The sequence below is a fragment of the Pirellulales bacterium genome, assembly GCA_019636335.1.
GTDB lineage: Bacteria > Planctomycetota > Planctomycetia > Pirellulales > JAEUIK01 > JAHBXR01.
Window position 1 is genome coordinate 424,171 of record JAHBXR010000001.1, and the last position, 15,100, is coordinate 439,270.

Annotated in this window: 14 protein-coding genes; all 14 read left to right on the top strand. The window is 64.0% G+C overall.

From position 1 onward, the window contains the following. Window positions 1-3 precede the first annotated feature (3 nt). Entirely contained in the window at window positions 4-1,317 is a 1,314-nt protein-coding gene (locus KF708_01765) for a sulfatase-like hydrolase/transferase (GenBank protein MBX3411415.1), read from the top strand. 38 nt (window positions 1,318-1,355) lie between these two features. After that, window positions 1,356-1,982, top strand: a complete 627-nt coding sequence (locus KF708_01770) for a GNAT family N-acetyltransferase (protein MBX3411416.1) — start codon at window positions 1,356-1,358, stop codon at window positions 1,980-1,982. A gap of 149 nt (window positions 1,983-2,131) precedes the next feature. Continuing rightward, window positions 2,132-3,121: an HD domain-containing protein gene (locus KF708_01775; GenBank protein ID MBX3411417.1), complete on the top strand. Its 990-nt coding sequence runs from the start codon at window positions 2,132-2,134 to the stop codon at window positions 3,119-3,121. A 95-nt stretch (window positions 3,122-3,216) separates the two neighbouring features. Then, on the top strand, window positions 3,217-5,601 hold the full coding sequence (rnr, locus tag KF708_01780; GenBank protein MBX3411418.1) for a ribonuclease R: 2,385 nt from the start codon (window positions 3,217-3,219) through the stop codon (window positions 5,599-5,601). 211 nt (window positions 5,602-5,812) lie between these two features. Then, a complete protein-coding gene (gene gcvT / locus KF708_01785; GenBank protein ID MBX3411419.1) occupies window positions 5,813-6,931 on the top strand; it encodes a glycine cleavage system aminomethyltransferase GcvT in 1,119 nt (372 codons plus the stop codon). Between the two features lie 39 nt (window positions 6,932-6,970). Beyond that, window positions 6,971-7,369, top strand: coding sequence for a glycine cleavage system protein GcvH (gcvH, locus tag KF708_01790; GenBank protein ID MBX3411420.1), 399 nt, complete (start codon window positions 6,971-6,973; stop codon window positions 7,367-7,369). Between the two features lie 201 nt (window positions 7,370-7,570). Further along, entirely contained in the window at window positions 7,571-8,941 is a 1,371-nt protein-coding gene (gene gcvPA / locus KF708_01795; GenBank protein ID MBX3411421.1) for an aminomethyl-transferring glycine dehydrogenase subunit GcvPA, read from the top strand. Beyond that, a complete protein-coding gene (gene gcvPB / locus KF708_01800) occupies window positions 8,934-10,406 on the top strand; it encodes an aminomethyl-transferring glycine dehydrogenase subunit GcvPB (protein ID MBX3411422.1) in 1,473 nt (490 codons plus the stop codon). Before gcvPA ends, gcvPB begins: the two co-directional genes overlap by 8 nt. 39 nt (window positions 10,407-10,445) lie before the next feature. Then, a complete protein-coding gene (locus tag KF708_01805; GenBank protein ID MBX3411423.1) occupies window positions 10,446-11,213 on the top strand; it encodes a lipoate--protein ligase family protein in 768 nt (255 codons plus the stop codon). A gap of 616 nt (window positions 11,214-11,829) precedes the next feature. Further along, window positions 11,830-12,462 (top strand): FHA domain-containing protein, encoded by a 633-nt coding sequence (locus tag KF708_01810; protein ID MBX3411424.1) that lies wholly within the window; start codon window positions 11,830-11,832, stop codon window positions 12,460-12,462. A 204-nt stretch (window positions 12,463-12,666) separates the two neighbouring features. Next, window positions 12,667-12,870, top strand: coding sequence for a hypothetical protein (locus KF708_01815; protein ID MBX3411425.1), 204 nt, complete (start codon window positions 12,667-12,669; stop codon window positions 12,868-12,870). A gap of 181 nt (window positions 12,871-13,051) precedes the next feature. Then, entirely contained in the window at window positions 13,052-13,306 is a 255-nt protein-coding gene (locus KF708_01820) for a hypothetical protein (protein MBX3411426.1), read from the top strand. A 240-nt stretch (window positions 13,307-13,546) separates the two neighbouring features. After that, window positions 13,547-14,107, top strand: coding sequence for an RNA polymerase sigma factor (locus KF708_01825; protein ID MBX3411427.1), 561 nt, complete (start codon window positions 13,547-13,549; stop codon window positions 14,105-14,107). Next, window positions 14,094-14,813 (top strand): hypothetical protein, encoded by a 720-nt coding sequence (locus KF708_01830; GenBank protein ID MBX3411428.1) that lies wholly within the window; start codon window positions 14,094-14,096, stop codon window positions 14,811-14,813. Before KF708_01825 ends, KF708_01830 begins: the two co-directional genes overlap by 14 nt. The last annotated feature ends 287 nt before the right edge of the window (window positions 14,814-15,100 follow it).

Consider the following 15,100-nt stretch of genomic DNA (forward strand, 5'->3'; position numbering starts at 1 on the left):
CTCATGAATTCTTGTGCATTCGTTCGAAGCTCGTTCTTCGCGCGCGTGGTGGGGCTGTTTGCCCTCGTGGCGCTGTGCGTCCTGGTGTTTCCCTCGCTATCGATCTCCGCCGAGCGCGGGCCGAACGTCGTCCTCATTCTGGGAGACGATCAGGCCTGGACCGATTTCGGGTTCATGGGGCACCCGACGATCGCGACGCCGCACCTCGACCGGCTTGCCTCGCAGGGGGCCGTCTTCACGCACGGCTACGTTCCGACGAGCCTCTGCCGCGCCAGCCTGGCGACCTTTGCCACGGGACTCTTTCCGCATCAGCATGGCATCACGTCGAACGATCCTCCGCCTGGCGTCGATCGTTCGCTGATGCTGCGACACATGAGCGGCCATGCCACGATACCGCGCCTCTTGGCGCCGGCCGGCTACCTGAGCCTGCAGACGGGCAAATGGTGGGAGGGGCAGCCCGCGCTGGGGGGCTTCACGCATGCCATGTCGCACGGCGATCCCACGCGGGGCGGGCGGCACGGCGACGTGGGGCTGACGATCGGTCGAGAAGGGCTCGCGCCGATCGGCGAGTTTTTCGACACGGTCGGCGAGCGTCCGTTCTTCTTGTGGTACGCGCCGCTGTTGCCTCACATGCCGCACAACCCGCCGCAGCGGCTGCTCGAGAAATACTCTGCGCCCGATCGGCATCCCCAGCTGGCGGCCTACTGGGCCATGTGCGAGTGGTTCGACGAGACGATCGGTGAGTTGCTCGCCCTGCTCGACGAGCGCGGGCTGGCAGAGAACACGCTGGTGGTGTTCGCGGTCGACAACGGTTGGATCCAAGAGACGGGGGAGGCCAAGACGACCCGGGGGGGCTTTGCTCCCAAGAGCAAGCTCTCGCCCTACGATGGAGGCGTGAGGACCCCCGTGATCGTGTGCTGGCCGGGGCACGTTTCGCCGACGAGCATCGCCACGCCCATCTCGACGGTCGATCTCGTGCCGACGATGCTCACCGCCTGCGGTGTCGCGCCGCCGAGCCATTTGCCTGGTACGAATCTGCTGGAGGTGGCGACGGGAAGCCCCTATCCGCGGGACACGATCTGTGGCGAGATCTTCACGCACAATGCCGTCGATATCGACCGCCCGGCGGCGAACCTGACCCACCGCTGGTGTGTCGCAGGAAACAGGAAGCTGATCGTCCCGGCAAAATCTCCTGCCCTGGTGGAACTCTACGACCTTGCCAACGACCCCACCGAGACGAAGAATATCGCAGCCGAAGAGCCTGAGACGGTCGCCCGGCTCCGCACGCGGCTCGACGCGTGGTGGCCGGGTAAGTAATCTTTCGCGCCGCGCGATTCACGGGTGACACAGCACGCATGACCCCAGCGTCCACGCCAGAGATCATGGGTTTTACGACGGTTGCCCCCATCCGCCCGCTCGATCCCCAGCGCACCGTGCTGACCGATGGCGTCGTGGTCTTGCGCCCGGTCCGCGAAAGCGACGCCGACGATGTTTACGCCTCGGTGCGCGAGTCGCTCTCCGAGATGATCGCCTGGCTTCCCTGGGCGCATGCCGACTACACGCGCGAGGAATCGGTCTCGTGGCTCTCGCTCTGCGCCGACCACTGGCGCACTGGGCGCGAGTACAGCTTTGCCATCGGCGATGCCACCGACGGCTCGTTTTGTGGCGCCGTGGGCCTGAACCACTTCGATCACGACACGCACCGGGCGAACTTGGGCTACTGGGTGCGCGCCAGCAAGTCGGGACGCGGCATGGCCACGCGGGCCGCCAGGTTGCTCGCTCCCTGGGGCACCGATGTATTGAATCTCCAGCGGATCGAGATCGTGGCCGCCGTGGGCAATACGCGCAGCGTCCGCGCGGCCGAAAAGACCGGCGCCCTGCGCGAGGGGATTCTGCGCCGTCGCTTGCGCGTCCATGGGAACCAGTTCGACGCCGTCGTCTTCTCCTTTGTCAAAGGCGATTTCTGCCAGCCGACCGAGTGACGAGCGGCGTCAACGAGCGGATCGCGGGACGGTCCCTATCGCCTGTACGGTGGTTCCCCTAGAATCGTGGCACCGCGCTTCGTTTCGCCATTTCCGAGGCGATGGGCGCCCCATCCCGCATCTCTCCCCGCTTCGAGAAAGTGTTTCGCATGCCACGTCGTTTCATCGCGCAGTTCGGCAACCAGGACTCGGTCGACGAGATCTTTCTCGCCGCCGACAAGCAACTGCGGCCGAACCGCAACGGCAACCTGTACCTGCAGGTCGAACTCTCGGATCGCACCGGGCGCATCGGGGCGCGCATGTGGAACGCTTCGGAGCACGTCTATCGCAGCTTCGAGAACGGCGATTACGTTCGCATCGAAGGGAGCACGCAGGTCTACCAGGGGGCCGTGCAACTGATCGTGACGAATATCACGCGTGTGCTGCCCGAGGAGGTCGACGAAACGGATTTCATGCCCCTGGCGACCCGCGAGATCGACGGGTATGTCGTACGCTTGGGAGAGTTGCTGCGGGGTCTGACGAACCCGCACCTGCGTGCCCTGGCCGAAGCGTTTCTCATCGACGAAGAGTTCATGCGGCGCTTTTGCCGTGCCCCGGCCGGGATCAAGCACCATCACGCCTACGTGGGCGGACTGCTCGAGCACGTCGTGAATCTGCTCGAGGTGATCGTGCGGATCGCCGACCGCTACCCGATGATCGACTCCGAGCTGTTGCTGATGGGGGCGTTCATCCACGACATGGGCAAGACCGAGGAATTGGCCTACGATCGCGCCTTCAGCTACACGGACGAAGGGCAGTTGATCGGTCACGTCGTGATGGCCGTGGGCATGCTCGACCGCAAGGTTGCCGAGGCCGAGGCCCTGGCCGGCGAGCCCATCGACGAGGAGCTGGTGCTTCGGCTCAAGCACATGATCGTCAGCCATCACGGACAGTACGAGTTTGGCAGCCCGAAGCTGCCGATGACGCTCGAAGCGGTGGCCCTCGCGCAACTCGACAACCTGGACGCGAAGATCCACGCTTTCGAGCAACAGATGCGTGACGACCCGAACACCGAGAGCAGTTGGACGATCTACCACCAGCAACTGGGTCGCAAACTGTTCAAGGGCCAGCACGCCGTTCCGGCCCAGGGCGCCCGTTGAGCGCGCCCCCCGCTGCGCGTGCCCAGCCAGGGCCGACGCAATGAAACACAGACAACACATTTTCCCAGGACTGCCGCCCCGCGCGGCAAGATTACATGCCCAACGAAGATCTCGAACGAGCGCTCCTTGCGCTCGTGCTTGCGCCCGGCTATCGGCCGATGAAGCCGCGAGCTTTGGCCGAGCAACTCGGTCTCTCGGACGACGACCGTCCGATGCTGAAGAAACTGATTAAACGACTCGTCAAACAAGGCAAGATTGCCTACGGGGCCAACCATCTCGTCGGTCCCGGTCGTCCCACGGGCGCCGCCGCTTCAAAAGACGGTGGACTCATTACCGGTATCTTCCGCCGCGTGGAACGGGGCTTCGGCTTCGTCCGGCCCGCCGGCACGCTGCCTTCCGTCGGCCGCGACGCGGACATCTTCGTTCGCGAGGATCGCGCCGGCGATGCCGCCACGGGCGATACGGTCCGCGTCCGCCTCGCCCAGGGAAAAAACTGGCGTGGCAAGCCTGAGGGGACGATCGTCGAGGTCGTCCAGCGAGAAACGCACCAGTTCGTCGGCACGTATTTCGAGACCGCCGGCACGGGCTACGTGCAGGTCGATGGCACGTTGTTCGCGCGTCCCATCTCGGTGGGAGACACCGGCGCGAAGAATGTGCAGCCCGACGACAAGGTCGTCTTCGAGATGGTCCGCTTTCCGTCGCACATCCACGATGGAGAAGGTGTGATTACGGAAGTGCTCGGCAAGCGGGGCGAGCCGGGCGTCGACACGCAGACGATCATTTACGAATACAACCTGCCCGACGCCTTTCCCGACGATGTGCTCGAAGCAGCTCGCCTCGAGGCCGATCAGTTCAATCCCGACGAGCTGCAGGATCGGCTCGACCTGACGAACGAGACGATCATCACCATCGACCCGATCGACGCGCGCGATTTCGACGATGCGATTTCGCTCGTGCGCATTGAAAAGGGACATTGGCGTCTGGGCGTACACATTGCCGATGTCTCGCACTTCGTGCGACCGAAATCGGCCCTCGATCGCGAGGCGTACAATCGCGCGACGAGCGTCTATCTGCCCGATCGCGTGCTCCCCATGCTGCCCGAGGTCATCTCGAACGGGCTGGCAAGTCTGCAACCCGATCGCGTGCGCTATACGAAGACTTGCTACATCGAATTCACGGCCGACGGGGCTCCCGTGGCGGTCGATCTACACTCGGCGGCGATCAAGAGCTGCCGCCGTTTCACCTACGAAGAGGTGGACGATTATCTGGCCGATCCCGAGATCTGGCGCGAGAAGCTCATCCCCGAGGTTCACGAGTTGCTCGGTCGGATGCACGAATTGGCGATGACGCTGCGTGCGCGGCGTCGCCGGCGCGGATCGCTCGAGCTGTCGATGCCCGAGGTGAAGGTCGATCTCGACAAAGATGGCCGCGTCACCGGCGCGCACGTGGTCGAGAATACGGTCAGTCATCAGATCATCGAAGAGTTCATGCTCTCGGCCAACGAAGCGGTGGCCGAGACGCTGCACGAGGCGCAGTTCGAGTTCCTGCGACGCGTCCATACGGCGCCCGACCCGCGCAAGCTCAAGGCGCTCACCGAATTTGTCAAGGAGCTGGGGTTCGAAGTCGAAAGTCTCGAGAGCCGGTTCGAATTGCAACGACTGCTCGAGGCCGTGCGCGAGTTGCCCGAGGAACGAGCGGTGAACTACGCCGTGCTGCGCAGCCTGCAGCGAGCCGTGTACAGTCCTCAGGTCGAAGGGCACTTCGCGCTGGCCAGCGACTGTTATTGCCACTTCACGTCCCCCATTCGACGTTACCCCGATCTGACGATTCACCGGCTGATCGATGCCCTGCTCGCGAAGCGTAAGCCAACGCAGGACGCGAACGACCTGCTCATCGCGGGGGAACATTGCTCCGAGCGGGAACAGCGTGCGGAAGACGCCGAGCGCGAGTTGACTAAAATCAAGCTGCTGGCCTACCTCAGCACGCGCATCGGCGAGGCAATGGACGCCGTGGTGACCGGGGTCGAGGACTTCGGCCTCTTCGTGCAGGGGATCGAGTTGCCGGCCGAGGGGCTGATTCACATCACCTCGCTCGAAGACGATTACTACGATTTCGATCGGCGATCACACACGCTCAGCGGTCGGCGTGCCGGCAACTCGTTCCGCTTGGGGGATCGCGTGCGGGTTTCGGTAGCACGCGTCGACGTGGATCGCCGCGAACTCGATTTCCGGCTCGTGGCGCGGCAAAAACGCCCCGCGACGCGGCCGGCTGTCGACCAGCGCCGTGGTGAAGTTAAACACAAGCCAGGCCGCGGTTCCTCACACGTGGGACGCCCTGGCGCCGGAAAGCCGAACGACCGCACGGGCGATCGCGGCAAGCCGCACGGCGGTAAGAAGGGAAAGACGAAAGGTCAGAAGAACGCCAGCAACGGCTCCAAGAACAAGAGCAAAGGCAAACGCAAACGCCGTCCAGGCCGCTAGGTGGAACAATTTTGCCACTGCCCACTGACCACTGCCCACTGACCACTCTTCCGGCGACGACCCTGGCGGTCCGGCGAGCGACCGCTACAATACGGGCACGCTTGTTTGGTTTGATTGTTTTGGCAACTTGGCAATCCTCGCACGCCCCCGGGGGCTTTGGTTCCGCCGGCGGGGATTGCATTGTTTCACCACGTCGCGCCCGAGGTGCTGCATGAGCTGCACGCTGGCCCAGACGCCGATCCACGATTGGCACGCTGCGCACGGCGCCCGCATGGTCGACTTCGCCGGCTGGGCGATGCCGGTGCAGTATGGCTCGATCGTGGCGGAACATCAGGCCACGCGTCGGGCGGTGGGCCTGTTCGATATCTCGCACATGGGGCGGATCCGGTTCGATGGCCCCGGCAGCGCGCGGTTTCTCGATCGCCTGGTGACGCGCCGCGTGAGCGATCTCGCCCCCGGTCAGGTGGTCTATTCGCTCGTCACGAACGAGGCGGGAGGCATCCTCGACGACGTGCTCGTCTACCGCCTGCTCGACGCCGCGGGCAACGATTATCACCTGCTTGTGGTGAACGCGAGCAATCGCGAAAAGATCATCGCCTGGCTCGACTCGCATCACGACGCGACGTCGGACGATTGCCGCTACGCCGATCTCACGCACGATTGGGCCATGGTCGCCGTGCAGGGGCCGCGCGCACTCGAGCTCGTGCAGCCTCTTTGCGATGTCGATCTGGCAGCCATGCCCTACTATTCGGCCGCCGAAGCGCTGATCGCGCGGCACGGGGGGGTCGTCAGTCGCACCGGTTACACGGGGGAGGATGGCGTCGAGCTCATCGTCGGGGCGGCGGCCGTCTTGCCGCTGTGGGAGCGTTTGCTCGCGGCTGGCCAGCCCCTGGGCGCGCAACCGGCCGGGTTGGGCGCTCGCGATACCCTGCGGCTGGAAGCGGCGATGCCCCTCTATGGGCACGAGTTGGATGAACAGACCGATCCGTTCCAAGCGGGACTCGCCTTTGCCGTGAATCTCGACAAAGAGTTTCCGGGACGAGACGCACTCATCGCCCTGAGACAAGACAAGTCTCGCCCGCGCCGCATTGGTCTGGAGATCGCCGGACGGCGTCCTGCCCGCGAAGGTTACGTCCTTCTGTCGGGCGGGCAAGCGGTCGGCCGCGTGACGAGCGGAACCTTCTCGCCCACGCTCGAGCGTCCCATTGCCCTGGGGTACGCGAGCCCGGGGTTGGCGGTCCCTGGCACCGAACTGCAGGTCGACTTGCGCGGTCAGGCCGCCGCGGCGCATGTCGTCAAAATGCCCTTTTATCGCCGCGCGAAAAGCTGATTCGCCCGGCGCGCTCGTACAGGAAAAGGAGTTCTCCGCGTGACACCCGATCAATTGCTGTTCGCCAAGACGCACGAATGGGTCCACGTCGCCAACGACGGCGGCGACAAGGTAGCCACGGTGGGCATCTCGGCCTTTGCCGTCGAGGCGCTCACGGATCTCGTCTTTCTCGGCCTGCCCGACGTCGGACGCCAACTCAAGGCGGGAGAAGTCTTCGGCGAAGTGGAATCGGTGAAAGCGGTGAGCGACCTGTACAGCCCCGTTACGGGCGAGGTGGTCGCCGTGAATGGCGATCTGGCCAATCATCTCGAGTGGCTTGGCGAGGATCCTTACGGTCGGAGTTGGCTCGTCAAGATTCGCATCGCCGACGAAAGCGGGCTGAAAGCATTGCTCGACCATGCCGCCTACGAGCGGCAATGTGCGGAAGAAGGACATTAGAGACAACGCCAGTGGTTGGCATGTGCGATTGACGCAATCGCAAGCGCAAAGTATGAGCGAGGGGGCACTTCAAATGGTGCTCATTCCGTGATTCCCCCTCGCTGACGCTTCGGGTTGGGATGACGTGCCACCCGCAACTAGCGTTCGACGCAGTATGAGTCCGGCCCTCACGCCGGCTTTACAGGAGGTTTCAGCCGAACGATGCCTTACGTGTTCAACACCCCCGAAGACCAGCGCCAGATGCTCGCGGCCATCGGCGTCGGCTCGATCGACGAGCTTTTTTCGCTCGTGCCCGCCGAGCTGCGCTTGCAGCGCCCGCTCGAGATTCCGCCCGCCATGAGCGAGCTCGAACTGACGCAGCATGTATCGGCGCTAGCCGCGGCCAACCGTTCGACCGACCAACGGGTCTGCTTCCTGGGAGCCGGCAGCTACGATCACTTCATCCCCGCCGTGGTCGACTACGTCGGCTCGCGCGGAGAGTTCTACACGTCGTACACGCCCTACCAGCCCGAGGTGAGCCAGGGAAACCTGCAGGCCTTCTTCGAGTATCAGACGCTCATTTGCCAGCTCACCGGCATGGACGTGTCGAATGCCAGCCTTTACGACGGCGGGAGCGCCGCGACCGAGGGCGTGCTCATGAGCATGTCCGCGACGCGACGTCACCGCCGCGTGGTGACCGCCGCCAGCGTACACCCGGAGTATCGCGCGGTGCTGTCGACCTACCTGCGTAGCCTGGGAGCCGAGCTGGTCACCGTCGGTACCCCGGAGGGGACGACCGCCCCCGACGATCTGGCCGCCGCCGTCAGCGACGAGACCGCGTGCGTCCTGCTGCAACAACCGAACTTCTTCGGCTGTCTCGAAGAGATGGAGACACTGGTCGAGATCGCCCATCGGGCCGGGGCGTTGGTCGTCGCCTCGGTCGACCCGATCAGCCTGGGCCTGCTCAAGCGGCCGGGCGATTACGGCGCCGACATCGTCGTGGCCGAAGGTCAGTCGCTCGGTAGTCCGCTCTCGTACGGTGGGCCGTTTCTGGGCATCATGGCGGTGCGCGAAGAGCTGGTGCGTCGCATGCCCGGCCGCATCACGGGCGAAACGGTCGATCGCCGCGGACGCCGCTGCTGGGTACTCACCCTGCAGACGCGCGAGCAACACATTCGCCGCGAAAAGGCCACCAGCAACATCTGCACGAACCAGGGGCTCTTCGCCCTGCGGGCCACCGTCTATCTCGCGTCGCTTGGGCCGCGCGGCCTGGGCGAAGTTGCCGAACTCTCGCTGCGCAAAGCGCACTACGCCTGCGACAAGCTCGCGGCGACCGATCGCGTCTCGCCGGTCTTCGAGCGGCCCTACTTCAAAGAGTTTGTTGTCCGCGATGTCGACGGGCATGTGGCAGAACTGCTTGCCGCGGCCGAACGAGCCGGCTTCTTCGCGGGCGTGCCGTTGGGGCGTTGGTATCCAGAACTGGCCGACTGCTTCCTCGTCGCCGTGACCGAGAAACGGACGCGCGACGAGATCGATCGACTGGCCGACTGCGTAGCTCATGCCCAGAGCGAGGCTTGTTCTCTCCATGCGTAATACACGTGCCACACGTTTGTTGTTCGAATTGTCTCAACCGGGGCGCCGCGCGACGCGTTTCCCCGCCAGCGACGTGCCCGAGCAACCGCTCGACGATTTGTTGCCGGCGAGCCACCGTACCGAAACGCCGCCAGATCTGCCCGAACTGGCCGAGCCCGATCTGGTGCGACACTTCGCCAACTTGTCGACCTTGAACATGTCGGTCGACACGCACTTCTATCCGCTCGGGTCCTGTACGATGAAGCACAATCCGAAGCGGAACGAGCGGTTGGCCAGCCTGCCGGGGATCGTGAATCTGCATCCCTACCAGCCCGAAAGCTCGTTACAAGGCATGCTGCAACTGTTGTTCGAGTTGCAGCAAATGCTGGCCGAGATTGCCGGTCTCGACGCCGTTTCGTTGCAGCCTGCGGCCGGTGCGCACGGCGAGCTGGCGGCCTTGCTCGTGGCGGCGGCCTATTTCCGCGAACGGGGAGAGAAGCGGACCAAGGTGCTCGTGCCCGACAGTGCGCACGGCACCAACCCGGCCAGCGCCACGATTGCCGGCTTCGACGCGGTCACGGTGCGCAGCACGCCGCAAGGCTTTGTCGACGTGGCCGATCTCGAGTCGAAGCTCGACGACGACGTCGCCGTGTTCATGATTACGAATCCCAATACCCTGGGGCTCTTCGACCGGCAGATCGCCGACATCGCGGCCAAGGTACATGCTCGGGGGGGGCTGATCTATCTCGACGGCGCGAACATGAACGCGATTCTCGGCATCGCGCGGCCGGGCGATTTCGGCGCCGACATGATGCACTTCAATCCGCACAAGACCTTTAGCGGCCCCCACGGCGGCGGTGGTCCCGGCGCCGGTCCGATCGCCGTCCGCGAGATGCTTGCTCCTTACCTGCCCGCCCCCGTGGTGGTGAAGCGGGGGGAGCGTTACGCGCTCGACTACGATCGCCCCCGCTCGATCGGCCGCGTGCGCAGCTTTTTCGGCAACACGGGCGTGCTCGTGCGTGCCTACTGTTATCTGCGGACGCACGGCCCGGACGGGCTCAAGCGAGTTTCTGAAAACGCCGTGCTCAATGCCAACTACCTGTTGAGTCGCGTGAAGCACATCCTGCCGGTGCCACAGGGGGATCGCTGCATGCACGAATTCGTCGCCACGGCGGCGGACTTGAAGTCGAGCAAGGGCATCTCGGCGATGGATATCGCCAAGCGTTTGCTCGACTATGGCTTCCACGCCCCCACGGTCTACTTTCCGCTGACGGTGCGGGAATCGATGATGATCGAGCCGACCGAAACGGAAAGCAAAGACACGCTCGATCGTTTCGCCGAAACCCTCTTTCGCATTACCGAAGAGCCGGCCGATCTGCTGCACGAAGCTCCCCATACGACTCCGATCAGCCGGCCCGACGAAGTGCGTGCCGCCCGGCAGCCGGTATTACGCTGGTCAGCAGCCACCCAGGGGGCTGAGTCGTAGCGACTTGCTCGTTTCGGCTCGTACCGCCATCGACTCCGCATGAACCTCGCTACCGCGCATCGCTGTCGCTTGCTGGTCGATCCGCCGGGGGGGGCTGCCTGGAACATGGCGGTCGATGAACTGCTGGCGATCGGGGTGGCCGAGCCGAATGAACTCGGCTGTGCCTTGCGATTCTACCAGTGGGAAAAGCCCACCTTGTCGCTAGGCTATTTCCAGTCGCTTCCGCCAGACTACCGCGACATGGTCGAGCGGGGGGAGCTGGCGCTCGTACGCCGGGCCAGCGGAGGGGGAGCGATTTTGCACGATCGCGAGCTGACTTACTCGTTCGTGGTTGGGATCGAGCATCCGCTGGCGGCCGATGCCGAGACGCTCTACCGCCACTGCCACGCGGCGCTGGTAACCGTTCTCGCGCGAAGCAAAGTGTCGGCCGAGCTGGCCGAGCACCGTGAGGCGCGCCCTCCGGCGGAACAGCCCTTTCTCTGCTTCGAACGCCGCGCGCCAGGGGATGTCGTGGTCGGGCCGTCAAAAATCGCGGGGAGCGCCCAGCGTCGACAACGGCAGGCCATTCTCCAGCACGGCAGCATCTTGTTGGCCACATCTCTCCACGCGCCACAAATCCCGGGTTTACGCGAAATCTCGCAATTTCAAGGATCGCCCGACAGTTTGGCTCACGAATTGCAGAAGGAGTTGGCCACTCAACTGCGACTCGCGTTCGAGATGCGTCCACTGAGCTCGACTGAACGAGCTACGGCCGGAGCATTGGTCGAGACGCGGTACGGCAACCGCGACTGGACCTTGGCACGCTAACATCAGCGTTTGCAGAAGTGGACGGTGCGCGACCATGTCGACATCGACCGCTGAAAGAGGCTATCCCGTTGACCCTGATTTTGACTTGCACCCCGTCGACGGGTAGTATCGAAGGGCAGCCTTTGCGCGATGCGGCATTACGGAAAGTAGCCGCCTCTGGGGGGGATGCGCGACACGTCGGCTGCGTTCGATTCGGAACAGCCTATCTCTTGCAGTTGATCGGCGGCGAGGACTTGCCTGCCTCATGGCGCGCCTCGGTAAGCGTTCGCCTTGCATTTTTGTCAGCGAAGGGGGGGCATGAAAACTTCTCTTGCCAAGGCAAGAGGGGGGAACATAATAGGGCCGTTTAGAAAAACCGTGGAGCTTGGGCTGTTTTGCCCCGGCCCGCGTAACAATAGAAGTAGAAGTTTGAAAGCCAATTCGCCGCGATTCCAAACCCGAATGATGCGGGTTGGTCTCGTGGGTCGACAAACCCCCTAGGGGAGTTTGCCGACGGAAGTCGAAAGCCCTTGGATTCGGAGACGTTGAACGCAGAGGATTCGTCGAGCGCTATCGTTACCTCGTATTCCTCTATCTGTCAGATGCTTCCCCTGCGGAGCAACGCCGAACCATGGACGTGAGACTGAAAGTATTGGCGGGGGCAAATAGCGGACAGGAAGTCAAACTTCCCGCGCCGAAGTTCTTTATTGGCCGAGCTGAAGACTGCCACTTGCGCCCGAAGAGCGATTTGATCAGCCGCCACCATTGCGTGGTGATGGTGGAAGATTCGCTCGTCGTGGTGCGCGATCTCGGAAGTCGCAACGGTACGTTCGTCAACGACGAGCAAATCGTGGGTGAGCGAGAACTGCGCGCCGGCGACAAGCTGCGCGTGGGCCCGTTGCAGTTCGAACTCGTCATCGTCGAGTTGCCAGCTGCGAAGAAGCGGCCCAAGGTGACAAGTGTCAAGGATGCGGCAACCCGGACCGCCAATGGCGGCCCTGGGGCGAAAGCCGACGACGACGTCACCCAGTGGCTCAGCGAAGAGACGCAGCCCGAGATGCAGGAGACGCGCGAGATCGAGGCGGGAGACACCGAGGAGATCAATCTCCGGACGACGGTAATGCTCCCCCCCGGCGACGATTCTGCCGAGACGAAGACCGACAGCGCTCACACGGCCCCCCCCAAGCCAGCCGCGCCCCCGAAGAACGCGAGCAACGACAGCGGCAAGGCCGCGGCCGACGTGCTGCGAAAATTCTTCCAGCGACGCTAGCCCGGCCCTTTCTCATCTTTCCTCCGTGCGGGGCCGACGATGCCGCCCCCGCCTGGGGTTCTCTCCGCGCGCTCCCTAGACGGATTTGCGCTTGCGACTCCACTCGCCTTGGAATAGGGTCGAAAGCTGGCCAGTGGTTGGCGGTTCGTCGGCGGCGGCCACTGGCGACGGTGGACCCATCTTGTTGCGACCGAGGAGATTGCGATGTCTGTCGACGAGGAGGCTGTCAAGCGGCGATACCGCGAGTTCCTCGACCTGATGCCATTGACGCTGGCCATTGCCGGCTTGCCCCCCAGCGAGGGCATGCGGCACTATACGACCGAACAATTGCAGGCCCGGGCGCAGATCGTCACGAACGCCTTCCGTATTGCCCGCCAGACGGTGCGCGACTCGATCAAGTCGGCGTAAGCGCACCGTGCATTGATGGAAGCACCACGATGGGTCGATGTCCATGAAAGGTGGCGCAACTTGACCCGCGCTGTCGGCCGCGCCTATAGTTCCACGTGCCATCGTCGGCGATAGAGCAGCCTCAAGAATTGGGGAGTGGGCCGGCGATATTGATGGTCTGGTGCCCCAGGGAGTAGCCGCTTTGAAATCGAATCAAGCCGGAAAGAAGAAGCAGCCCAAGGCGGCCTTGCTGGGGATCGGATTCGATGCCGAGGATGGCCAGACGCGCATCACGCGCGGCGGTAATTTTCTCCTTTACGGCGGATCGGAAGACACCCACTCCGTCATGCGCGAGACGGTCATCAAGGTGAACGAAAAGCTCGAGAATCGGGGTCGCCGGCTCGAGGACGTCTCGACGAGCGACCTGCGCAAGCTTTTCGAAGACCTCTCCGGCTAAGGCAGCCGTCCCACCCCCGAGCCCTGCCTATTCTGCCACCTCTAACGTCTGCGACATGTATAACCGCGGACTTTCTGGAGCGGGCCTGCCCATGGCACCGCCCAAGAGCTTGTCTACAATGGGCTTTCGGCGAGGTGTCGGGCCAATCCGCTCGACTGGGGGGCAGGGTGTTTGAAACTCCTGGCCCCAAGCTAGGGTAAATCTTCACAGACCGGCTCCCCGACCTCCAAAGGTGAGCGATTGTCCGACGACGTCCGAGAGCTGGTCGTCCGTTGCCTGGCGGGTGAGGAGCCTGCCATGGTCGCGCTCGTCGAGCGCTTCCGCGGCGACGTTTTCGGGCTTTGTGTGCGGATGCTCGGGCATCGCGAGGACGCCGAGGACGCCACGCAGGAGACGTTCGTGCGGGTGTTGCGGCACCTGGCGCGTTGGGACCAGTCGCGCGAATTTCGGCCTTGGTTGCTGGCCATCGCCGGGAATCGTTGCCGGACGCTGCTCGCCCAGCGCTCGCAGCGTCCGCAGCCGAGCGACCTGGTAGAAGAGGTGCCCGATGAGACCCCCGACCATCAGGCAGCGAGAAACCTGGCCGAGGAGGTGGATTTGGCACTGGGCGCGTTGCGCGACGAGTATCGCCAGGCCTTCCTCCTCTTCCACGAACAACAACTGAGTTATATCGAGATCGCCGAGGTAATGGCGTGCCCCGTCGGCACGGCCAAGACCTGGGTGCATCGCGCCAGACGTGAAATGGCGGGCCGCTTGCAGCGGCGAGGAATCACGGGAACGGTGAAACATGAAGTGCGGTGAATTTGAAACACGACTCAACGACCTGCTCGACGCGCGGCAACCGCTCGCAGGAGACAAGCAACTCGCGGCCCACGCCGCCGAGTGCGAAACGTGCCGCGCCGATCTGTCGGCCTATGGCGCCTTGGCAGGAGAGATCGCTGCTCGTCCGCGGCCGTTGCCATCGGCCGATCTCGTGTCGCGCGTCATGGCAGACCTGGCGACCCCGCAGGTCGAACGTCCGGCGGATAACCGCACTCCGTGGGTGGCTTTTGCCCTGGCTGCGGCCTTGTTGATCGCGGCGTTCCCCGTGTGGAGTTGGTGGAGCGAACGTGCCGAGGAAGGTGGCACGGCGGTGGCGGTGTTGCCGGTCGAGCAGCCTGCTGGGCTCGCCGATGCATCATCTCCGATCGAACAAGCCAGCGACGAACAGGCCAGCGATCTGCCGATTGGCGAACTGGTGCGTCAGGTGGGAGACCGCTACTTCGACTTGGCGCAAGAAACGCAGGCCAACTATGCCGAATTGGCGTTGTTGCTGCCTGGCGTACGAGCCCCGCGCGAGCAGGAGCCGGCACCGTCCGGCGCCGTGGCCACGGCCGATGCGCGCGGCTCGCGCGGTTGGGTGAACGACATGACCGAGGGATTGAAGCCGGTGACGAACTCGACCGTGGGGGCGTTCAGCTTCCTGCTCGAGGCCCTGCCGACGGAAATTCCGGCCGAGAAGCTCTAGACCGACGATTGTTTCGCGCGGACATTGCCACCGAGGATCCCCAGTCCGCCGGTTGGTTACCGAGGAATGGGATCGCATTTCTCGCCCCTGTCCACGCAGCAATCGAGAGGCTCCTGCCTGCCGTCCGATTCTTCCGGTAGTGGGCCCCCAGCGTCCCTGCCGCGATTCCTGCCCCGGGACGGCCGTTCGATCGACCGATCAGAGTGCCGCGAACATTATTGTGTGGAACGCGGTGGTTGCCGTTCGACCCCCGTCGAGCGACGATGGACCCCTGCCCAGACGTATCG

Excerpts from the sequence above, each read along its gene's own strand:
- KF708_01765 (MBX3411415.1), top strand. The coding sequence starts at position 4 with ATGAATTCTTGTGCATTCGTTCGAAGCTCGTTCTTCGCGCGCGTGGTG.
- KF708_01770 (MBX3411416.1), top strand. The coding sequence starts at position 1,356 with ATGACCCCAGCGTCCACGCCAGAGATCATGGGTTTTACGACGGTTGCC.
- KF708_01775 (MBX3411417.1), top strand. The coding sequence starts at position 2,132 with ATGCCACGTCGTTTCATCGCGCAGTTCGGCAACCAGGACTCGGTCGAC.
- rnr (MBX3411418.1), top strand. The coding sequence starts at position 3,217 with ATGCCCAACGAAGATCTCGAACGAGCGCTCCTTGCGCTCGTGCTTGCG.
- gcvT (MBX3411419.1), top strand. The coding sequence starts at position 5,813 with ATGAGCTGCACGCTGGCCCAGACGCCGATCCACGATTGGCACGCTGCG.
- gcvPA (MBX3411421.1), top strand. The coding sequence starts at position 7,571 with ATGCCTTACGTGTTCAACACCCCCGAAGACCAGCGCCAGATGCTCGCG.
- gcvPB (MBX3411422.1), top strand. The coding sequence starts at position 8,934 with ATGCGTAATACACGTGCCACACGTTTGTTGTTCGAATTGTCTCAACCG.
- KF708_01805 (MBX3411423.1), top strand. The coding sequence starts at position 10,446 with ATGAACCTCGCTACCGCGCATCGCTGTCGCTTGCTGGTCGATCCGCCG.
- KF708_01815 (MBX3411425.1), top strand. The coding sequence starts at position 12,667 with ATGTCTGTCGACGAGGAGGCTGTCAAGCGGCGATACCGCGAGTTCCTC.
- KF708_01830 (MBX3411428.1), top strand. The coding sequence starts at position 14,094 with ATGAAGTGCGGTGAATTTGAAACACGACTCAACGACCTGCTCGACGCG.